A 19163-nucleotide genomic window follows, 5' to 3' on the forward strand; every position below is an offset into this window, starting at 1 on the left:
TGACGAAGAAGGCCCCAGGGTTCGCCTTGGGGCCTTCTTCGTGCCCGGGTTTCACGCCATGCCGTCGACGGGGGCTCCGGCGCGGCGGGGTCAGTCGAAGATGTGCTCGATGATGCTCGAGGTGTAACCGGTCGGCGCCAGGTTCGAGTAGCGGGTGTCGATCATGACGTCGTCACGCCAGAACAGGGTGCGGCCGTCCGTCACGGGATACTGCTCGTTGGGCCAGGTCTTCTCGCATCGGGTGCCGCCGTCCGGCGTGAAGCAGGAGAAGCCCTCGTCGTCGGCGAGTGCATTGAGCATGTCGAGCGCGGGACCGCGGTTCATCCGCGAGATGGTGGTCGTGAGCCTCGTGGTGTCTGCGCGCGGGTCGGCCCAATTGCAGGTGAGGGCGCCGTCCGCACCCACGCCCGAGGGTCCGAAGGCGGCGTCGTTGAGCGGGATGTCTCCGAGCTCGGCGAGTACGGACTCCGACAGGATCGCACGGCAGTCGGTCGGGAGCGTGACGGGCTTGGCGGTGGGCGCGGGGGAGGGCGTTCCGGGCCCCTCCGTCCTGGTCGAGTCCGGGCTGGGCGCGTCGCTCGCTACAGGGGGCGCTGAGGCCCCTCCTCCGGCGTCGGCCTGCGGAGTGCACGCCGTGAGGGCGACGAGGAGTGAGAGGGCCACGGCGATGCCGGCGAGGCGGGCGTTCATGGCCACACCGTACTGTCCTCCGGCGTCGGGACGCGAGAGGATCGCGGTGTTGTCAGGGCGTCCCGACACCGCGATAGTGTCAGCGGGTGAGCAACGAGACTTCTGCTGCCGGTTCCGTGGTCGTGATCGGCGATGCCCTGATCGATGAGATCCGTGATGATGCGGGGGTGCGCGAGCTCGTCGGCGGCGCTGCGCTGAACGTGGCCGTCGGCCTTCGTCGGCTGGGGGTCGACACCACGCTGATCGCGATGGTCGGTGACGATGAAGCGGGCGCCCACATCCGCGAGTACCTCGGGGATCACGGGGTGCGTCTGATCGCGAGCGAGGCCCCGCACGGCTCCTCTCGTGCCGTCGTACAGCGCGCGTCGAACGGCGAGCCGCAGTACGTGTTCAACGAGGCGGCGCAGAAGCGCAGCATCCGATACTCCGACGAGGCGCGTCAGGCGATCTCCGACGCCGCGCTCGTCGCCATCAGCTGCTTCCCCTTCGATGTGCCGGCAGAGGTCGATGCCCTGGTCGAGGCTCTGGGCGATGCGAGGATCGCCGTCGACCCGAACCCGCGCACCGGGATGCTCAGCGATCGCGAGGAGTTCGTCCGCGGGTTCGAGCGGCTCGCGACGTCGGCGGCCGTCGTCAAGGTCGGCGCGGATGATGCGGCGATCCTCTACGACGGGGACCTGGATGCCCTGCGGGCGCGCCTTCGAGGCCTCGGAGCCGCTGCCGTACTGGCGACCGCGGGAGCGGAAGGCGCCACGATCGATGCGGACGCCGGTGTCGTCTCCGCGCCCATCGCCCAGCTTCCCGGTGCGGTGATCGACACCGTCGGGGCAGGGGACGCGACACTCGCGGCGGTCTCCGAGGGCCTGGTCTCGGCGTCGCCGTCCGACCTGGCGCAGTGGCGCGTGCTCCTGCTGCGAGCCATGGATATCGCCGCTGCGACCTGCCGCGCAGAGGGCGGTCTGTTGCGGACTCCGGAGTCTCTGGCCGACTCGGGGCGGGGCGTGAGCGGCAGCTGACGTTTCGATTTCTTGCACCCGCCTCGGACAGGTATGCTTGTCTCTCGTGCCCCCGGTTGGCTGTTCAAGTCGGACGGGTGCGCTCTGGCGAGTTACCCAAGCGGCCAAAGGGATCTGACTGTAAATCAGACTGCACTGCATTCGGGGGTTCGAATCCCTCACTCGCCACCACCACCTCTGCGGAGAAGCGCAGAGATCGAAGGCCCACGCGATCACTGCGAGGGCTTCTCTCGTTGGTGTGACCCTCCCCGTGAATAGGGTGGTCCATGCCGCCGAAGACTCGTGCCCATTCCGACGTCCGGATTCGATCGTGACCGCGCCCGCAGGCTGGTACACCGATGCCCAGGGCTCGACGCGGTGGTGGGACGGTTCACGGTGGGGTGAGGAAGCGCCGGTCGTGGCGACCTCACCGGAGTACCTGCCGGTCCCTCAGGGGACCACCGCGAACACCACATGGGTCTGGTTGATCGTGCTCCTCCCGGTGCTGAGCACGATCGCGGCCATCGGCTATCTCGTGCAGATGCAACAGGGGATGTTCGAGGTACTCGCGGTCGTGCCGCTGGATGGCTCGTCGTCACTCGACGTGGACAAGTTCATCGCTGCAGAGTTCAACGCCTTCCTCACGCCGTGGTACCTGGTCCTGACGCTGTCGGGCTGGGCGGTCTACGGGCTCTCCGTGTGGTTCGCCGCCCTGGATGCCCGAGAGCTCGCAGCGCGGGGGTTCGTTCGTCCCTTCCCCTGGGCGTGGGCCTTCCTGTCCTCGCTTGTCTATGTGATCGGCCGCCACGTGGTGATCCGTCGGCGGGGCGGAAGGATTCTGGCACCGCTCGTGGTCACGATCGCGATCCAGGTCGCCATTCTCCTCGCCGCATCCGTCTGGGCGTCCGTGTTCGCCGTGCAGGTGTTCGAGACGGTGTTCGGGATGGTCACGACGCGTCGACTGTGACGCGGCCCCGCCCCGCGAACGGTTTCCTAGACTGGAGCGATGCGACCGCTCACCGAAGCCGAAGTCCGGGCATCGTTCGTCAATGCGGACGATGACGAGCTGCGTCTGATGGAGATGCCTCATGACTTCCTGCTCGTCGACTGGGACTACCTCGACTTCTTCGCCTGGCAGGACCCCGGTGCGAGCCGTCGCGGCTATGTGCTGATCCCGCACGGCGACGAGGTGATCGGGGTGGTGCTGCGTGCGACGGACCCCGGTCGCGCGAGGTCAGGCATGTGCAACATCTGCCACACGATGCAGCCGGGGAACCAGGTCGCCCTCCTCTCCGCCCGTCGAGCAGGCGAAGCGGGCAAGCGGGGGGATTCGTTCGGCACCTACATGTGCGCCGACCTCTCCTGCCACGAGAACGTGCGCCTCGCGCACCCGCTCGCACCGAACGAGGTCAGGTCGCCCGGTCAGGTCGACTTCCGTCTCGACGGCACGCGCCGGCGCATGGAGAGCTTCGTCTCGCAGGTCTGGGAGCGGGTCTGATCGCGGTTACGCTGGTGCGACACGTTCTGTGCTCGAAGGAGAAGCCATGACTGACGCCATCCTGTTCGCCGTCGAAGAGGGGATGGCTCGGCTCACACTGAACCGGCCCGCTCGGCTCAACGCGTTCAACGCCGACCTGGCGCACGCCTGGAAGGACGCGACGGCCGAGGCCACGTCGCGCACCGACGTGAAGGCGATCCTCATCGATGCCGCGGGTCCTGCGTTCTGCGCGGGAGGGGACGTGATCGACATGGCGACGACCATGGGCGCGTCCGGTGCGGAGATCACCGCGCTCGCCGGGGTCATCAACTCCGGCATCCGCTCGCTGACGGAATCAGCGGTGCCTGTCGTCGCCGCGGCCCACGGCACGACCGCGGGAGGTGGCCTGGGCATCCTGCTGTGCAGCGACTACGCCGTCGTGGGCTCGCGGTCGAAGCTCGGCAGCCTGTACGCGAACATCGGTCTGACCCCAGACCTGTCGGTCTCCGCTCAGCTCGCTCGTGCCGTCGGCCAGCGCCGTGCCCTGCAGCTCGTCCTGCAGGATCGGCTGCTCACCGCAGCGGAGGCCGTCGAGTGGGGACTCGTCGCCGAGGCCGTCGAGGGTGAGGACGCCGCCGCGGAGGCGGAGCGTGTGCGAGCGCGCGGTGAGGAGGTCGCACGCTTCTGGCTGGCGGGCGCCGCCGACGCCTACGGTCAGGCGAAGAGGCTGGTGCGCGAGCAGCCGGAACGCTCCTTCGTCGAGCAGCTGAGCGAAGAGGCGCGCTCGATCGGTGCCGCCCTCGAGACAGCCGACGCGCAGGCGAGGGTCGCGGCGTTCGCTGCGGCGTCGGCGAAGAAGACCGGCTGACCTCTCCTCCCCAGACCTGAAGGGTCGACAGACTTCCCGCGACGGGGTAGAACCCCTGGCAACCGTCGGCGCGCATGGCAGGATGAAGGCATCGCCGCTCGACGAGAGGAACGCCATGTCCCAGCCGGACATCACCACGCATCGACCGCAGGGTGAGAAGAAGAACATGTCGCTGCTGATCAGGGGCTCCCTGTGGATCGCCATCGGCGCTCTCATCGCCGCGGCCCTCGTGTGCGTCATCTGGGTGCTCATCGGTGACCAAGACGGTCTGATCGGTCGTGCGTTCCTCACGATCCTGCTGCTGGCGGCGTTCGCGGGAATCGCGATCCTCGAGGCCGGGTTGGCGCCGAACCGCCCCGACTGGCTGCAGCTGGCGAGCATGGTGAGCTGGATCGTCGCTCTCCTCGTCGGCGCCGTGAAGATCTGGCTCCCGGAGGACGGGTTCTACTTCGGCGCCGAGCGCTTCTTCCAGCTGCTCCTCGTGATCGGCATCCTCCAGCTGGCCCTGCTGCACGTGCGCCTGTTCACGCCGGCAGCGCGGCGATACGTCACGACCTTCACCCGAGTGATCTACATCGTGACGGTCACTTTCCTCGTCAGTCTCGTCGGCATGCTCGTGTTCTTCCTCGCCTTCCCCCACACGTTCCACTACGGCGAGCTGTATTGGCGCATCGTGGTCGCACTGACGATCCTCGTGGCCGTCGGTACCACGCTGATCCCGCTGCTCAATGCGCTCTTCGCGCCGAAGAAGAAGACCCCGGCCAACCGTGCCGTCGCGTCGGCGCCGTCGTGGCCGACCTACGCCGATGGCATCACCCCGCTTCCGGCGCTGCCCGATGCATCGCCCGACTGGAACGCCTACTACACCGGGTACCCAACGATCGCCCCGCCCCAGCAGGCACTCCCGCAAGCGCCCGCCTCGGCGTTCCCCGTCGTGCCGCAGCCCGTCTCGCCGCAGCCTGCGCCGCCGCAGCCCGCTGCGTCTCAGTTCGCGCCGCCGCAGTTCTCGCAGCCCGCAGAGCCCGCGCCTTCGACTCCGGGCGAGCACCCGGTGCCCCCTGCCCCGGCCACGCAGACTCCGGCCACGCAGACTCCGGCCTCCCCGCAGGAGGCTTCGCAGGCTTTCCCGCCGCCGCCGCCCGCGCCCCGGCAGCCCGAACAGTGACGCTGGAACTCGAACTCCGCGACCTCGCGACCGAGATCGCCGAGGAAGCAGGGCAGCTCGCGCGACTTCGACGACAGGAAGGGGTGCGCCTGGCGGCGACCAAGTCGTCGTTGGCCGACATCGTCACGGACGCAGACCGAGAGGTCGAAGCGCTCATCCGTTCGCGTCTGCGCGCGGCGCGGCCTGACGACGGCTTTCTCGGGGAGGAGACGGGGGCCGAAGCGGGGAGCAGCGGGATCACCTGGATCGTCGACCCCATCGACGGCACCGTCAACTACGCGTACGGCATCCCGGCGTACAACGTGAGCATCGGCGCGGTCCGCGGGGAACCCGATCCCGAGAGCTGGGAAGCGCTCGCCGGCGCCGTCAACGCCCCGGCGTTGGGAGAGACCTTCTCAGCGGCGCGAGGTCATGGCGCCTGGTCGAACGGCATTCGTCTCGCGGTGACGGACACGACCCCGGCCGGCGCTCTCCTCGCCACGGGCTTCGGCTACGACCCCGCCACCCACGAAGGCGACATCGCGACCGTGGCGCGGGTCATGCCGATGGCTCGCGATGTGCGACGTATGGGCGCGGCCGCACTCGACCTGGCCTTCGTCGCTGCGGGGCGACTGGACGGTTACTTCGAGCGGGGCCTTCGCCCCTGGGACTTCGCCGCCGGTGCGCTCCTCGTCGAGGAAGCCGGAGGCGTGGTGTCCCGAACGGATGTCGACTCCCCGCGCCCGATGCTGGTGGCGGGAGGAGTCGATGTGCACGCCCGACTGCTCGCGATCCTCGCGGAGAATCCGTGAACGATTCATGGCATTCTCAGCCTGGTCACGGTAGGGTTTACCCGATCGTTACTTTCATCACCCGAAGGTGAAAGTCAAAGTTTGCGCCCCCGAGCACGACGCACGACCGAGAGAAACGCTTTGCCCCTCGAGAACTCCCAGGCTGCCTCTGCGCCCACGCGCCGATCCAGCCGACTCCGCACTGCGGCCTCCGAGGCCCCCGCGGCGGGACCGACGGCACCCCTTTCTGCCGCTGATTCCACTGCCGTCGCCCTCGCTGCTGTCGCCCCCCTTTCCCGACGCGCCGCCCGTCAGCGGCCGGCACCCGACGAGGTGGTCACGGAAGCGCTGATCGAGCCTTTCGTCGCCACGAACTCGGAGCCGGTGATCGCCGATGTTCCCGCGGTTCCTGTCGCCTCGGAGCCGGTCGAGGCTCCTGCGGCTCCGGTCCGCGAAACCGGTGAGGCCGGGCATGGACCGGCGGTCGAAGCCGACGCGTTCGAGCGCGCTTCCCGTGCCTTCCGCGCGACAGGTGCGGTTCCGACGGTTTCCACGGCTGAGCGCTCGCCGTCCGCAGCGAGTTCGGACGCTGAGTCTGTCGTCCCCTCGCATGTGGCCCCTCGTCGCCCCCGCAACCTCCGCAAGGTGGTCACGGTCGGAGCGACCGTCGGTGTGATGAGCCTCGCAGGGCTTCTCGCGGTGTCCATGACGCTCCCCGCGGAGGCGGTCGCCGGTGTGCGGGGAGGCTCGGCCGCATCCATGTCGTTGGTCTCGGCTGCTGCCGCCGACTCGAAGGACGAGGCCGAGGCCGAGATCCAGGCTTTCGTCGCACCGTCCGGCGTCGAGAGCGTCCCGCTCTCCCGCTCCGATGACTTCAGCACGGTCTCGCTCGCCGAGGTCGCCGCCGAACAGGGCATCAACTACTCGGGTGAGATCTTCACGAACGACCCCGACGCCGCCATCCAGTGGCCGTTCCTCGTCGGTGTCGGTATGAGCTACGGCTATGGGATGCGCAGCGGCCGCCTCCACGAGGGCATCGACTTCGTGCCGGGCAACGGTGCGCCGATCCAGGCCATCGCCGACGGCACTGTCCGCATCGCCACAGAGCAGGGCGGGGCCTTCGGGGTCACGGTCTACATCGACCACGTCATCGACGGCCAGGTCATCACGAGCCACTACTCGCACATGCAGTACGGCTCCCTCAACGTCAAGGCCGGCGACACCGTCAAGGTCGGAACGATCGTCGGCAAGACGGGCAACACGGGTCGTTCCTACGGCGCGCACCTGCACTTCGAGCTCATCGTCAACGGAACGACCATCGACCCGATGCCGTGGCTCAAGGCGAACGCCGGTCGATCGTCGTTGACCGCGGAGGAGTGACCGGCTCGATTTCATGAGGACGCCACAGTAATGGTATTCTCGTACGGTTGCCCCGCGAGGGGCAGCACGCCCCGATAGCTCAGTGGCAGAGCACTTCCATGGTAAGGAAGGGGTCGTCAGTTCAATCCTGACTCGGGGCTCGCAAGCATTCTTCTCACGCGGACGGATGCCTCGCGGCAGGGTAGCTCAGCTGGTTAGAGCGCACGACTCATAATCGTGAGGTCGCGGGTTCAAGCCCCGCTCCTGCTACAGATGAGAACCCCCGGATTCCCGGGGGTTTCGTCGTTCACGGGGGCAGCGCGTCGAAGCTCAGTCGCGGGACTGGCGCCCCGGTTGGAGTCCGCCGATCGGCGAACCCGCGGCGCCGTTGACGTACATGTAGCCATCGATGATGTCCGCGGATCGCCCTCGGCCGAGCCATGCGTCGACGCCGTCGCAGGTGTTCTCCGTCTGGGGGAGGAGCGTCTCCAGCTCGATCCTTCCCGCCGAATCCTGCGACCAGCGGCCGCTCAGATCGTTGCACCCGTCGCTGCCCGTGACGGTCCCGTCGGGACTGAACGACAAGAACGTCGCTCCATCGACGCTCGCCTCCCAGCCCCCGACGGGGTCGGGGAGTGGCGGAGTCGTCTCGGCGGGAACCTCACCGTTCGCGATCCTGTCGTTGCGCGCGTACATGGGGGCAAGCCCGGCTTGGAAGACGGCGCTGGTGGTGATGGCCGACACCAGCACGAGGACCACGCCGAGCAGGGGAGCCCAGTAGGCGGGCTTTCTCCGATGCCGGAGCATGAACGCGGCCACGATCGCCGCGATGACCGAGGCAGCGACCGCCCACGGGAAGACGGCGCGGGCGCCGAAAGCGAGTGCCAGGTCGCAATCGCCTTCGCAGCCGACGGCGCTGAACGACTCGAGGATCTGCGCGACGTACGCCGCGACGACGAGCAACGGAACGAGCAACCAGAGGGTGACGGCGAGTGCGGAGCGGTGCGCACGGTCGCGATGGGCCGGTTCCGGATCCTCGACGGTCATGTCCCTGAGGGTATGGCGGAGTGCCGAGACGGACCGCAGGCGCGACGCGTGTCGTCGGCGCGGTGATGGCACGTCTCGGCTACGACGCCGCAGGGGTCGTGGTCGCCGTCGGCGAGGAGTCGACCCGCTTCGCCGTGGGGGATCGCGTGTTCTACGCCGGGCAGATCGATCGCTCAGGCACGAACGCGCGGTTCCACCTGGTGAACGAGAACATCGTCGGACATGCTCCTCGCACGCTGTCGGTCGCAGAGGCGGCCGCACTGCCGCTGACGGTCATCACCGCGTGGGAGAGCCTGTTCGACCGCCTGGCGCTCACCCGCGAAAGCAGAGGAGTGCTCCTGGTGATCGGCGCGGCAGGAGGCGTCGGCTCGCTGATCATCCAGCTCGCGAAGGCCCTCACGCGTCTCGAGGTCATCGCCGCGGCCTCGCGCCCGGAGACGGCGGAGTGGGTGCGTCAGATGGGGGCCGACCACGTCGTCGGCCGTGACTTCGCCGGCGAGGTGTCGGCGCTCGCCCCCGCCGGCGTCGACTACGTGTTCACCTCGTTCACACCCGGCAACGTCAGGGCGATCGCCGACGTGATCCGTCCGCGCGGATAGGTCGTCTCCATCGATGAAACCGGCGGCAGCATCGACGCGCTCAAGGCGAAGAGCGTGACCTGGCACTGGGAGCTCATGTTCACGAGACCCGTCACCGATCCCTCCGACCACTACCAGCACGACCTCCTGGAGAGCGTCGCGAAGCTGGTCGACGCAGGAACTCTCCGTACAACGCTGACAACCCACCTCACTCCGCTGGACGCCGCGACGATGCGTCGGGCCCACGAGATCGTCGAAGCGTCTCGCACGATGGGGACGGTCGTCGTCACGGACTGGCCAGAGGCGGGCCAGCTATCGTGACGTCGGTCGGCTCTCGCGTGTTCCCAAGCGACGCTCGTCCGGGAGCGCTCGGCTATCGCCCGTGCCGCTCCCGAGCGGCCAACCAGAACAAGACACCGAGAACCGCGGTGAGTGGACGGTAGAAGCGGTTGTCGAGCCGCCGGAACCTGCCCCCAGCAGGAGGGCGGCCGAGCACGGAGAGTGCCGCGTCGCCACCGAGGATCGCCCGTGCGAGCATGACCGTTCCCATGGTTCTCCGGATGACCGCCTCTGAACGAATACTCCGATATGAAGGGTCCCGAGCGATACAGTGTTCTCGACACTTGAGGCAGCCGGAACCTGCGGATGGACAGCAGAGGTGCTCCCCGCGATGTCGATCGGATCAGCACCTCGAGGAGACCTGCGATGACCCACATGAACGAGTATCGATTCGATGGCGGTTACCCGGATGACGCCACCGTGTCCGCCGCCTACGACGCCGCCGATCTGATGCGTGCGGTCCAGTGCTACAAGCACTTCTTCCCGCTGGTGTCGGGAGCGATGATCTTCACGGGGCAGGCTCCGGTCGGCGTGGTCCCGAACCGCGTCTTCGGCTACATGGACACCCGCCCCGAGCAGGTCGGCTTCACGCTGAACTCCGATACTCCGTACGGCGGCATCCTGCTCGACCTGCACATCGGTCCCGTGGTGATCGAGATCCCCGCAGGCCCCGTCATCGGTGCGGTCCTCAACTTCGATCAGAGCTGGATCACCGATGTCGGCATCCCCGGTCGCGACGGTGGCAGGGGAGGCTCCTATCTCATCCTGCCGCCAGGGCACACCGGCGATGTCCCCGACGGCTACCTCGTCGCGCAGGCCCAGACGTTCAAGGTGGTCGCCGGACTGCGCGGCATCCCCCGCGAAGGCGATGTGCGGGGAGCGCTCGAGTTGCTGCAGATGACCGCTGTACACCCCCTCGACGACTCGGTCAGCTGGGAGACCCCGACATGGATCGACATGTCCGGCCGACCGCAGGACACTTCTCCGGCGGTGCTCCAGGGCACGCTCGACTACTGGCGCGTGCTCCACGGTGCCCTCCAGGACGAGCCGCAACGGCCGGACGACCGTGCATACGAGTCGGAGCTCGCCGTGCTCGGCATTGAACGCGGTCGCGAGTTCGCACCCGACGAGAGGATGCAGGACATCCTTGCGCGCGCCGCCGTCGAAGCCGATGCACAGCTGCGCGTGCAGTCGCTCGCCGACCGTCGACCCGACCGCACGGTCTGGCCCGACCGATACTGGGAATGGGTCACCCTCCGCCCGGAGAACGCCGCGTTCGAGATCGGCGGAAGAACCGATGTCGATGCTCGGGAGACCTGGTTCTACCAGGCCATCGCGAGCTCACCCGCCATGTTCCGGCGAGTGCCCGGCGGAGGTTCTCTCTACTGGTTCAGTGGCCGAGACAGCGACGGCGTGTACCTCGACGGTGGTCGGGAGTACACGCTTCGCATCCCTGCCCCGGTCCCGGCGCGGTTGTTCTGGTCCGTCACCGTGTACGACGCCGTCACTCGCAGCCAGATTGCGACCGACCAGAGCAGAGCAGCCCTGCGATCGATGTTCGAGCTTTCGGGCGCGACCGATCAGGGCCTCGACCACGTGCTCCGGTTCGGGCCCGAGCAGCCGGCTACGGGAGAGGAGCAGTGGGTCAAGACGATCCCGGGCAGAGGCTGGTTCGTGTACCTGCGCCTCTACGGTCCGACGGAAGCGGCTTTCGACGGCACCTGGCTGCCGGGCGACATCACTGCCGAGGGGTGAGCGCTAGCGCTGCGGCGGGATGCGCCGTCTCGGCACGACGAGATCGACGAGTACCGGCACCGTCGCCGAGCTCGCGTCAGGTAGCCACAGCTCCGGCCGAGGGGTTGCGTTCGTGCGCTCCCCGAATCACGAAGATGGCGAGCCCGATCCAGACGCGCGGGGTGACCTTCAGTGATGGGGCGCTCACGCTGCATACTCCTGGGGGAACGTCGGCTTCGCGTCGCCCACTCGTCCGCGGATGAAGTAGATCAGGACGAATCCGGTCACGATGACCGCGATGTTCCCGAAGCCGGCGATGGCTGTGAGCGCGCCTTCGGCGGGGTGCGCCGTCTGCAGGAAGATGCTCGGATCCGTGCTGGCGTGCAACAGGATCGGCGCGAGGATCGTCCCTGTGACGCGGAGGGCGAGGTACATCAGGATGCCGAACGCGAAGGTGTAGACGAGCTGGAACGCGGTCGCGAACACCGATTGCCCGTTCAGGAGGTTCCCGGCGTGGAGACCGGCGAACACGGTCGCGGAGATCACCGCGACCACGATCTCGCGGTATCCGGCCTTGCGGGCGAGGTTCACGACGAGGCCGCGGGTGAGCACTTCCTCGGCGTATCCGATCAGGAGTCCGGCGAGGAGCCAGGTGGCCACGACGTCGAGGCCGACGTCACCGTAGTCGATGGTCGCGAAACGCAGGATGTTGAACAGCAGCACGACGACGATCGCGATCCACATCCACCCCCGGCCTCGGATCGGCTGCGGGCCGAAGACCTCCTTCCACCACCCGAGCGAGGCGATGAAGCCCACGAGCAGAAGGCCGCCGACGACGAGCGGCAGGACGTAGTAGACGACGACTGCGGATGCGCCGCTCGGATCGTCCACTTGGAGGGCGAGCGGGGTGAAGGCGAGGGACAGCAGATCGTAGAGGATGAAGTAGACGGCCGCGAGGACGAGTGCGCGCCACCAGCCGCCTTTCTCCCAGAACCTCCTCCAGGGTGACGTCATCGCGGGTGTCGACATGGGGGCTCCTGACCGCCGGAAGTGGGGACGGCCGGCTGCCCGTCAGTTTGGCGCAGCGCAGCGGGCGGCGGCCATACGGAGATTCCGGGGCGCGTCGCCGGTGTCACCCTCGGAGTCCTTTCGAGCCGCGCGCTGGGGGAAGGTGCGGGATGGGGATCGGACGCGTGGCGCGCGATGTCTCCTGGAACCTGCGTACGGCCTCGAGGACGTCTTCGGGTGAGGAGTATCGCAAGGCGAGAGGAAGGTCGCGCCGCCACAGCACCTCGACCTCGGTCGGGGCGTCCTCGAAGATCGTGCAGACCACCCGCCGGTGGTCGTTCTCCGGGTACTGCAGATCGTGAATGGCCCAGTCTGTCTCACTGGCCTCCACCAGCGTGAACCTCAGGTATGGATCGTGCTCCATCATTCTCCTAGCTGTCCCCACGCTGAAGAATGCTCGATCGCGGCCCGGAAGGGGAGCCCCTTGACAGAAGGCCGCCCCTGCTCCAGAGGGGGCAGGGGCCGCCGTGTTCACCGAGCTGGCGTGTTCATCGAGATGGCGGTGTCGAGTCAGACTCCTCCGGTGCGCCAGGCGACGCGACCGCAGCTCCCGACCATTCGACGCCTCGTTGCTCGGCCTCCAGACGCTCCGCTTCCTCTCCGCTGATGGCCTCGCCCCTGGCCACGAGCCCCGCGGTGTCCGACAGCGGGATCTGCTTCAGGAACAGCGAGAGCAGCAGCGCGAGGGCGATGAACGGCACGAGATACCAGAAGACCGGGGCGAGGGCATCCGCATACGCGGTGACGATGCCGTCGCGCACCTCGTCCGGCAGGGAGTTGAGCGTGGAAGGGTCGATCGTCGATGCGGCCTCTGAGGCGGCATCGGGCGATGCGCCGGCGCCGGCGAAGACCCCGAGCAGGTTCTCGGTGAGGCGAGTGGTGAAGATGGTGCCGAAGACCGCGGTGCCGAGAGACGCGCCGACCTCCCGGAAGTAGTTGTTCGTGCTGGTCGCGGTGCCGATCTCACCCGCCGGAACCGCGTTCTGCACGACCAGCACCACGACCTGCATGATGAGGCCGAGCCCCGCTCCGAACACGAACAGGAACACGCAGATCAGCCAGATGGGAGTCGACGCCGAGAGTGTGGTCATCGCGACCATGGCGATACCGGTGATGATCGTGCCGAGGATCGGATAGATCTTGTACCTGCCGGTCTTCGAGATCGCGATCCCGGAGAAGATCGACGTGCCCATGAGGCCGACCATCATGGGGATCATCAGCAGACCGGATTCCGCCGCAGAGGTGCCGGAGGACATCTGCAGGAACGTCGGCACGAATCCGATCGCCGCGAACATGCCGATTCCGAGCACCAGTCCGATCGCGGTGGCGTTCACGAAGATCGGGTTGCGGAACAGGCTCAGCGGGATGATCGGGTCCTGCACGCGCGATTCTGTGATCACGAACGCCGTCGCCGCGACGATCAGCCCGGCACCCCATGCCCAGGTCGCGAGCGAGTCCCATCCGAACTCCTTGTCACCGCCGAAGTCGGTGAAGAAGATGAGGCACGTCGTGGCGATCGAGAGGAAGATGACCCCGAAGATGTCGATCGGCTTCTCGGCCTTCTTGCTCGGGAGCTTGAGGGCGATGAGGGCGATGATGAAGGCCGCGATCCCCACCGGGATGTTGATGTAGAACGCCCACTGCCAGGTCAGGTGATCCACGAAGTAGCCGCCGAGGAGAGGGCCGGCCACGGCCGAGAGGCCGAAGACCGCCCCGAGGGGACCCATGTACTTGCCACGCTCGTTGGCGGGCACGATGTCGGCGATGATCGCCTGGGACAGGATCATCAGGCCGCCGCCGCCGAGACCCTGCAGGGCGCGGAACACGACGAACATCCAGAAGTCCGTGGCGAACGCGCAGCCGACGGATGCCAGCGTGAACAGTGCGATCGCGACGAGGAACAGGTTGCGCCGGCCCAGCACGTCGCCAAACTTGCCGTAGATGGGCATCACGATCGTGGTGGCGAGCAGGTAGGCGGTGGTGATCCACACCTGGTGGTCGACGCCGCCGAGCTGTCCGACGATCGTCGGCATGGCGGTGGACACGATGGTCTGGTCGAGGCTGGAGAGCAGCATTCCCGCGATGAGAGCACTGAAGATGATCCAGATGCGGCGCTTCGTGAGCAGGAACGGCGCATCCTTCGTGGCGGTGGCGGACATTCAACGGGCTTTCTGTGACGGTGCGTAGAGCGAGCGGGCGAGGTCGAGGCGTCGCGCGATGAGATCGGCGAACGGCTCGGGGGACTGGTGGTGCAGGAGCTGGTCCATGCTCATGCGCACGAGCGCGCCGACGGTGTGCACGACCACCTCGGCGCGGAGTTCGGCATCATCGCCGCCCTCGGTGCGACCGAGGATCAGGGTCTGGTCACGGCGCTCGTTCTTGGCGAGCTGTTCGAAGGCCGCCTTCAGCAGCCGCGGCTCCTGCTCGATCACGGCGAACATCGCCGGCGCATCATCGACCGGGTTGAAGAGCTCGAAGCGACGGATCGTCAGCTGGATGAAGTCGTCGAGGAGGTCTCCGCGCTGCGTGGCGAACTCCTCCTCGAGAGCTTCCTGGCGGGAATCGATCGTCGCGAAGCCGAAGACCGCGTTCTCCTTGCTCTCGAAGTAGTTGAAGAACGTGCGCCGCGAGACTCCGACCTCGGCGCACAGCTCCTCGACCGTGAATCCGGCGAACCCCTTCTCTGTGGTCAACCGGCGTGCGGCATCGGTGAGGGCTCGGGAGGTCTCCCGCTTGCGCTGTTCCCGCAAGGTTTCTGCACTGTCGCTCATAGAGTGCAATATTGCACTTCAAAGCTTGGAGTGCACTGTGAAGTGATCGTATCCGTTGTCGGCGACTTTCTTCGGATCGATTTGTGACATCCGCTGCTCGCGATCCGTCCTAGTCATAGCGTCGCTGACCGCGACCGGCGCCCTTACGGGCGGCACACGGATGAAGGAGCTCACGATGGCGAACACGACTCCGGGCACGCAGCCCGAGATCCACGTCGAAGCACCGCTGCAGGGGGCTGCAGTGGGCACGACGACGATCGAGGATGCGGTGGTCGCGAAGATCGCCGGCATCGCCGCGCGGGATGTCGACGGGGTTCATGCGCTCGGCGGGGGCGCCGCGCGCATGGTGGGAGCCATCCGGGATGCCTTCAACACGACCGACCTCTCGCAGGGAGTGTCCGTCGCGGTCGGCGAGGCGCAGATCACCGTCGACATCACGATCGTCGCCGAGTATCCGGTCGCCCTGCAGAAGGTCGCCGACGAGGTCAGGGCGGCTATCCATCGAGACCTCGTCGAGCTGGCAGGGGCGGACCTCGTCGAGGTCAACGTCACGATCGACGATGTGCACGTCCCCTCGGGCGACGTCGAGGGCGAGACCGCTGTGGCAGCGAGCGAGTAGTCGCCACATCCAAGACACGGCTCCGAGACCCGGGGCCGTAACGAGAAAGGGAGAAGAAATGAGCGCTGAAGACAAGATCAAGGCCACAGCCGAGAAGGTCGCCGGAAAGGCCAAGGAGACCGTGGGCAAGGTCATCAACGATGACAAGCTCGTCGCCGAGGGCAAGGCCGAGCAGGCCAAGGGCAACGTGCGCGACGCTGCGGAGGACGTGAAGGACGCGTTCAAGAAGTAGGCGGGACCGGGGGAGAGGCCGCACCGCCTCTCCCCGATCCCTCACAGGCGGGTGAGACATGATCCGATCCGATGGGGCATCTGTTCCGAATTCCTTCGGGGATCGGATCGAGGGGTGGGGTAGATGGAGAAGGAACGCTTTCGGACAGCGCTCGAGGATGCGGACGACGGCATCGTCGCCGGACGGGCGATGGACGGGGACGTCGAGGCGTTCGCCGTCTTGGTACGCAGGTATACGCCGATGATGCGCGCCTATACGCAGCGGATATTGAACGCCTCCGCCGACGTCGATGACATCGTGCAGGAGTCCTTCGTGGTCGCGTGGCAGCGGTTCGGCGAGCTCGAGGATCCGGCGAAGGTCAAGAGCTGGCTGATGCGGATCGTCAGCCGGAAGGCGGTCGACCGCATCCGTGCGATCCGCCCGGCCGTCGACATCGACTCGATCGACCGACCGGCACCTCTTCATGCGGCACCGTCCGCGGTCGTCGAGGCTCGCGCCGGTGTCGCAGCCCTCGGTGCTGCTCTGCGGGAGCTGCCCGACGCCCAACGCGAGTGCTGGGTGCTTCGCGAGATCGGCGGCTACACCTATGAGGAGATCTCGGAGCAGTTGGACATCCCGATCTCCACGGCGCGCGGCCTGCTGGCCCGCGCCAGAAAATACATGATCGTACGGATGGAGGAGTGGCGATGACCGACGACAGGGACGCGCCTGAAATCCGCAGACTCGGACTCGAGCCCACCGACCTCGACGGGCACACCCTGGACGAGCTCACCGACTACCTCGACGCCGGAAGACGCCCGGCCGACCGTTCCATCGACGAGTCGCCCGGGTGTCAGCTGGCCTTGGATGCGCTTGAGCGTCTGCGAGGGCTCGGCGCGGAGCTGCTCGCTGCGGAAGCCGCAGCCGAACCGGAGGTCGATGACAGCTGGGTCGACCGCATTCTGAGCGGCATCGCGATGGATGCGCGGGCCGGACGCCGCATCCCCTTCGAATCGCCCGATCCGAAGGCGGATCTCGCCATCACCGAGGGAGCTGTTCGCGGTCTCGTGCGCTCCTCGGAAGACGCCGTTCCCGGTCTCCTCATCGGCCGGTGCCGGCTGGAGGGCGATGTGACCCGGCCCGGGGCCCCGATCCGCGTCGGGATCGATGCGAGCGCGCTGCATGGACAGCCGATCCCGAAGGTCGCGGACGAACTTCGAGCCGAAGTGGATCGTCGCCTTCGCGCGCACACCGAACTGAACGTGGTCGCGATCGACATCGCGATCCGAGACATCAGAGAGGTGTCGTCGTGAGCGGCGGAGACGTGAGTGGGGGAGACGTGATGCAGGCGGAGGAGCACGAGGAACTCGCTGCGGCGATCGAAGCGACCCTGCGATCGACCCCGGGGGTGCGCAGTGTCTACAGATCGGGATCTGTGATCTCTCAGCTGTTGCGACTGGGCGCTGAGGCCATCGGCGCGCGAAAGGACGATGAGCCCATGGTCTCGGTGATCGTCGCCGACGGCGGGGTGGTGGTCGAGGCGACACTCGGGGTCGAGTCCACGGCGAGATCGGGTGACATCCTCCACGCCGGGCACGGGGCCGTCGACGCGCTGCTCGACGCCCGAGGCCTGCGGCACGAGAGCATCACCCTCACGGTCGCGCATGTGCAGCCAGCTGAACGCCCTCAGGTGCCTGCGACCTCCTGAGGCACGGAACCACCGAGTGCCGCCGTCCGGGGGGACGGCGGCACTCGGTCTTGCGGGGCCGATCAGGCGGAGGCGGCGCGGAGTCCCTCGACGAGCGGGGTCGTGGGGCGCCCGATGAGGCGAGCGAGCGTGCCGTCGGTATCGGCGAGCGCGCCGTCCTTGATGCCGGCGTCGAGGGCGGCGACGAATCCAGCCGTCCCCTCGTCGAGCCCGGCCTCGCGGAGCGCGGCGACCTGGTCGTCGTGGTCGAGCGCGACGAACGCGACTTCGCGTCCCGTGACCTCGGCGATGGCAGCAGCGAGATCGGTGTAGTTCCAGGCGACATCGCCGCCGAGCTCGTAGACCTCACCGACGTGTCCGTCCTCGAGCGCGACGACGGCTGCGGCCTCGGCGAAGTCCTTGCGGCTCGCGGAAGCCACCCGCCCTTCTCCCGTGCCGGCGGCGAGCACACCCGTCTCCGCGGCGCGGGCGAGGTCCGCGACATAGTTGTCGGTGTACCAGTTGTTGCGCAGGATCACGGCGGGCAACCCGGCCGCGGCGATGAGCTCTTCCGTCGCCTTGTGTTCGGGAGCCAGTATCAGGTCGCTCGTCGTGGCCTTGGGAGCGCTCGTGTAGACGAACTTGGAGACGCCGGCCGCCTTCGCGGCATCGATGACCGCCCGGTGCTGCGGGACCCGCTGGCCGACCTCGGAGCCGGATACCAGGATGACCGTGTCGACGCCTTCGAGTGCGGACGCGATCGATGCGGGGTCGGTGTAGTCGAGGTGCGCGACGCGAACGCCGAGGTCTGCGGCCTTGGCGGTGTCGCGGGCTCCTGCCACGATCGACTGGGGGTCGGTGCCGCGCTCGAGCAGGCTGGCGATGATGAGGCGGCCGAGGTTGCCGGTCGCACCGGTGACGAGGATGGTCATGAGGGTCCTTTCGTAAGTGACACCCACGACAACCCGCGATCGGGTGTTCGGCATTCCGATCTGACGGTACCCACTTTGAAGTAAGGTACCCACATGACGGTTAGTTTCGCGCAGATAAAGGAATCGACTCCGTTCGTGTTCGACCAGAACTGCGGCACGCGTGTCGTCCTGGATCACATCATGAGCAAGTGGGGAGTGCTCGTGCTCTCCTGCCTGTCCGACGGCACCCACCGCTGGGGCGCCCTCCGCAGGGAGGTCGACGGCATCAGCGAGAAGATGCTGGCCTCGACGCTGCGGACGCTCGCCGATGACGGCCTGGTGCACCGGGAATCCCTTCCGACCGTCCCTCCGCACGTGGAGTACAGTCTGACCCCGCTGGGGCGTGACCTGATGGAGCGCATGCTGCCGCTGATGGAGTGGGTGGCTGACCACGCCGACGGCATGCTCGAAAGAGGCTGAATCTGCGGATTCCGTCGTGAGCTCCACTTCTTTGCTTCGGATTCATGCTGTCTGAGAAAGCCGTTGACGCGAGAACCGTTGTGGCTCTACTGTTCTGACATGGCAGCAACGACGCCGATTCATCTGGAACGACCCGACGGCAAGGGTCTGGCCGCCGGCACTCTGGGACTCTGGGGATCGACCGTGATCGGTCTCGCCTCGACAGCACCTGTGTACTCGCTCGTGGCGACGCTCGGCTTCGTGGTGCTCGCGGTGGGGGCGCAGGCTCCGATCGCGTTCATCATCGCCTTCGTCCCGATGCTCCTGATCGCCTTCGCGTACCGCGAGCTCAACAACGCCGTCCCCGACTGCGGCACGACGTTCACCTGGGGAACCAAGGCGTTCGGTCCCTGGG

At 67.4% G+C, this 19163-nt stretch carries 23 protein-coding genes, 3 tRNA genes and 1 pseudogene; 20 read left to right on the forward strand and 7 right to left on the reverse strand.

The annotated features are described in order from the left end of the window. Positions 1-90: 90 nt before the first annotated feature. A complete protein-coding gene (locus FFS56_RS18155; protein ID WP_233437386.1) occupies positions 91-759 on the reverse strand; it encodes a hypothetical protein in 669 nt (222 codons plus the stop codon). A 17-nt stretch (positions 760-776) separates the two neighbouring features. On the opposite strand from FFS56_RS18155, the gene FFS56_RS18160 reads away from it, so the two are divergent. From FFS56_RS18160 to FFS56_RS18205, 10 genes are all read left to right on the forward strand, one after another. After that, positions 777-1706: a PfkB family carbohydrate kinase gene (locus FFS56_RS18160; protein ID WP_127011851.1), complete on the forward strand. Its 930-nt coding sequence runs from the start codon at positions 777-779 to the stop codon at positions 1704-1706. 86 nt (positions 1707-1792) lie between these two features. Then, positions 1793-1877: transfer RNA gene (locus tag FFS56_RS18165), tRNA-Tyr, on the forward strand. Between the two features lie 139 nt (positions 1878-2016). Next, positions 2017-2652 carry a DUF2510 domain-containing protein gene (locus FFS56_RS18170; RefSeq protein ID WP_046747348.1) on the forward strand — a complete coding sequence of 212 codons (636 nt, stop codon included), beginning with the start codon at positions 2017-2019 and terminating at the stop codon, positions 2650-2652. A 39-nt stretch (positions 2653-2691) separates the two neighbouring features. Beyond that, entirely contained in the window at positions 2692-3183 is a 492-nt protein-coding gene (locus FFS56_RS18175; RefSeq protein WP_046747349.1) for an FBP domain-containing protein, read from the forward strand. A 46-nt stretch (positions 3184-3229) separates the two neighbouring features. Then, a complete protein-coding gene (locus tag FFS56_RS18180) occupies positions 3230-4030 on the forward strand; it encodes an enoyl-CoA hydratase/isomerase family protein (protein ID WP_127011852.1) in 801 nt (266 codons plus the stop codon). Positions 4031-4145: 115 nt separating this feature from the next. Then, the gene (locus FFS56_RS18185; protein WP_127011853.1) at positions 4146-5195 is read left to right on the forward strand and encodes a hypothetical protein; all 1050 of its coding nucleotides are present in this window, start codon (positions 4146-4148) and stop codon (positions 5193-5195) included. Further along, on the forward strand, positions 5192-5986 hold the full coding sequence (locus FFS56_RS18190; protein ID WP_127011854.1) for an inositol monophosphatase family protein: 795 nt from the start codon (positions 5192-5194) through the stop codon (positions 5984-5986). The genes FFS56_RS18185 and FFS56_RS18190 overlap by 4 nt, the downstream gene beginning before the upstream one ends. A 312-nt stretch (positions 5987-6298) precedes the next feature. Further along, positions 6299-7345, forward strand: a complete 1047-nt coding sequence (locus tag FFS56_RS18195; protein WP_249353002.1) for a M23 family metallopeptidase — start codon at positions 6299-6301, stop codon at positions 7343-7345. 68 nt (positions 7346-7413) lie between these two features. Then, positions 7414-7485, forward strand: a tRNA-Thr gene (locus tag FFS56_RS18200). A gap of 35 nt (positions 7486-7520) precedes the next feature. Further along, positions 7521-7594, forward strand: a tRNA-Met gene (locus FFS56_RS18205). Between the two features lie 60 nt (positions 7595-7654). On the opposite strand, the gene FFS56_RS18210 is transcribed toward FFS56_RS18205, so the two are convergent. Next, the gene (locus FFS56_RS18210) at positions 7655-8371 is read right to left on the reverse strand and encodes an META domain-containing protein (protein WP_127011856.1); all 717 of its coding nucleotides are present in this window, start codon (positions 8369-8371) and stop codon (positions 7655-7657) included. A 20-nt stretch (positions 8372-8391) separates the two neighbouring features. Here FFS56_RS18210 and FFS56_RS18215 point away from each other — a divergent pair, with 20 nt between their 5' ends. The 3 genes from FFS56_RS18215 to FFS56_RS18230 all read left to right on the forward strand — a co-directional run bounded on the left by FFS56_RS18215 (position 8392) and on the right by FFS56_RS18230 (position 11043). Next, positions 8392-8970 (forward strand): zinc-binding dehydrogenase, encoded by a 579-nt coding sequence (locus FFS56_RS18215; protein WP_127011857.1) that lies wholly within the window; start codon positions 8392-8394, stop codon positions 8968-8970. 30 nt (positions 8971-9000) lie between these two features. Continuing rightward, positions 9001-9270 (forward strand): zinc-binding dehydrogenase, encoded by a 270-nt coding sequence (locus tag FFS56_RS18220; protein ID WP_267901568.1) that lies wholly within the window; start codon positions 9001-9003, stop codon positions 9268-9270. 384 nt (positions 9271-9654) lie between these two features. Beyond that, entirely contained in the window at positions 9655-11043 is a 1389-nt protein-coding gene (locus FFS56_RS18230; RefSeq protein WP_127011859.1) for a DUF1254 domain-containing protein, read from the forward strand. A gap of 183 nt (positions 11044-11226) precedes the next feature. Here the strand turns inward: FFS56_RS18230 and FFS56_RS18235 are convergent, their stop codons facing one another. The 4 genes from FFS56_RS18235 to FFS56_RS18250 form a co-directional block, all read right to left on the reverse strand. Then, the gene (locus tag FFS56_RS18235) at positions 11227-12051 is read right to left on the reverse strand and encodes a CPBP family intramembrane glutamic endopeptidase (protein ID WP_127011860.1); all 825 of its coding nucleotides are present in this window, start codon (positions 12049-12051) and stop codon (positions 11227-11229) included. Positions 12052-12154: 103 nt separating this feature from the next. Continuing rightward, the gene (locus FFS56_RS18240; RefSeq protein ID WP_046747354.1) at positions 12155-12454 is read right to left on the reverse strand and encodes a hypothetical protein; all 300 of its coding nucleotides are present in this window, start codon (positions 12452-12454) and stop codon (positions 12155-12157) included. Between the two features lie 124 nt (positions 12455-12578). Continuing rightward, a complete protein-coding gene (locus tag FFS56_RS18245; protein ID WP_137772214.1) occupies positions 12579-14249 on the reverse strand; it encodes an MDR family MFS transporter in 1671 nt (556 codons plus the stop codon). Next, entirely contained in the window at positions 14250-14861 is a 612-nt protein-coding gene (locus FFS56_RS18250; RefSeq protein WP_127011862.1) for a TetR/AcrR family transcriptional regulator, read from the reverse strand. A 175-nt stretch (positions 14862-15036) separates the two neighbouring features. On the opposite strand from FFS56_RS18250, the gene FFS56_RS18255 reads away from it, so the two are divergent. The 5 genes from FFS56_RS18255 to FFS56_RS18275 all read left to right on the forward strand — a co-directional run bounded on the left by FFS56_RS18255 (position 15037) and on the right by FFS56_RS18275 (position 17399). Further along, entirely contained in the window at positions 15037-15480 is a 444-nt protein-coding gene (locus FFS56_RS18255) for an Asp23/Gls24 family envelope stress response protein (protein ID WP_082108584.1), read from the forward strand. A gap of 58 nt (positions 15481-15538) precedes the next feature. Further along, positions 15539-15712, forward strand: a complete 174-nt coding sequence (locus FFS56_RS18260) for a CsbD family protein (protein ID WP_045263668.1) — start codon at positions 15539-15541, stop codon at positions 15710-15712. A 123-nt stretch (positions 15713-15835) separates the two neighbouring features. Continuing rightward, positions 15836-16402 (forward strand): RNA polymerase sigma factor, encoded by a 567-nt coding sequence (locus tag FFS56_RS18265; protein WP_046747357.1) that lies wholly within the window; start codon positions 15836-15838, stop codon positions 16400-16402. Beyond that, positions 16399-17004 carry an Asp23/Gls24 family envelope stress response protein gene (locus tag FFS56_RS18270; RefSeq protein WP_046747443.1) on the forward strand — a complete coding sequence of 202 codons (606 nt, stop codon included), beginning with the start codon at positions 16399-16401 and terminating at the stop codon, positions 17002-17004. Before FFS56_RS18265 ends, FFS56_RS18270 begins: the two co-directional genes overlap by 4 nt. After that, entirely contained in the window at positions 17001-17399 is a 399-nt protein-coding gene (locus FFS56_RS18275) for a hypothetical protein (protein ID WP_233437387.1), read from the forward strand. Before FFS56_RS18270 ends, FFS56_RS18275 begins: the two co-directional genes overlap by 4 nt. Before the next feature lie 62 nt (positions 17400-17461). Here the strand turns inward: FFS56_RS18275 and FFS56_RS18280 are convergent, their stop codons facing one another. Then, positions 17462-18310, reverse strand: coding sequence for an SDR family oxidoreductase (locus tag FFS56_RS18280; protein WP_127011863.1), 849 nt, complete (start codon positions 18308-18310; stop codon positions 17462-17464). A gap of 93 nt (positions 18311-18403) precedes the next feature. On the opposite strand from FFS56_RS18280, the gene FFS56_RS18285 reads away from it, so the two are divergent. Together FFS56_RS18285 and FFS56_RS18290 are read left to right on the forward strand one after the other, a co-directional pair. Beyond that, positions 18404-18769, forward strand: a complete 366-nt coding sequence (locus tag FFS56_RS18285) for a helix-turn-helix domain-containing protein (protein ID WP_045263673.1) — start codon at positions 18404-18406, stop codon at positions 18767-18769. Between the two features lie 99 nt (positions 18770-18868). Then, positions 18869-19163: pseudogene (locus FFS56_RS18290) on the forward strand (amino acid transporter); the annotation flags it as partial.

This window comes from Microbacterium sp. Beta (genome assembly GCF_005502545.1).
Lineage (GTDB): Bacteria > Actinomycetota > Actinomycetes > Actinomycetales > Microbacteriaceae > Microbacterium > Microbacterium oxydans.

Bases quoted from the DNA above. Each gene is read 5' to 3' on its own strand.
- FFS56_RS18175 (WP_046747349.1), top strand. From the start codon at position 2,692: ATGCGACCGCTCACCGAAGCCGAAGTCCGGGCATCGTTCGTCAATGCG.
- FFS56_RS18180 (WP_127011852.1), top strand. From the start codon at position 3,230: ATGACTGACGCCATCCTGTTCGCCGTCGAAGAGGGGATGGCTCGGCTC.
- FFS56_RS18185 (WP_127011853.1), top strand. From the start codon at position 4,146: ATGTCCCAGCCGGACATCACCACGCATCGACCGCAGGGTGAGAAGAAG.
- FFS56_RS18210 (WP_127011856.1), bottom strand. From the start codon at position 8,371: ATGACCGTCGAGGATCCGGAACCGGCCCATCGCGACCGTGCGCACCGC.
- FFS56_RS18230 (WP_127011859.1), top strand. From the start codon at position 9,655: ATGACCCACATGAACGAGTATCGATTCGATGGCGGTTACCCGGATGAC.
- FFS56_RS18235 (WP_127011860.1), bottom strand. From the start codon at position 12,051: ATGTCGACACCCGCGATGACGTCACCCTGGAGGAGGTTCTGGGAGAAA.
- FFS56_RS18240 (WP_046747354.1), bottom strand. From the start codon at position 12,454: ATGGAGCACGATCCATACCTGAGGTTCACGCTGGTGGAGGCCAGTGAG.
- FFS56_RS18245 (WP_137772214.1), bottom strand. From the start codon at position 14,249: ATGTCCGCCACCGCCACGAAGGATGCGCCGTTCCTGCTCACGAAGCGC.
- FFS56_RS18250 (WP_127011862.1), bottom strand. From the start codon at position 14,861: ATGAGCGACAGTGCAGAAACCTTGCGGGAACAGCGCAAGCGGGAGACC.
- FFS56_RS18255 (WP_082108584.1), top strand. From the start codon at position 15,037: ATGGCGAACACGACTCCGGGCACGCAGCCCGAGATCCACGTCGAAGCA.
- FFS56_RS18260 (WP_045263668.1), top strand. From the start codon at position 15,539: ATGAGCGCTGAAGACAAGATCAAGGCCACAGCCGAGAAGGTCGCCGGA.
- FFS56_RS18265 (WP_046747357.1), top strand. From the start codon at position 15,836: ATGGAGAAGGAACGCTTTCGGACAGCGCTCGAGGATGCGGACGACGGC.
- FFS56_RS18270 (WP_046747443.1), top strand. From the start codon at position 16,399: ATGACCGACGACAGGGACGCGCCTGAAATCCGCAGACTCGGACTCGAG.
- FFS56_RS18280 (WP_127011863.1), bottom strand. From the start codon at position 18,310: ATGACCATCCTCGTCACCGGTGCGACCGGCAACCTCGGCCGCCTCATC.
- FFS56_RS18285 (WP_045263673.1), top strand. From the start codon at position 18,404: ATGACGGTTAGTTTCGCGCAGATAAAGGAATCGACTCCGTTCGTGTTC.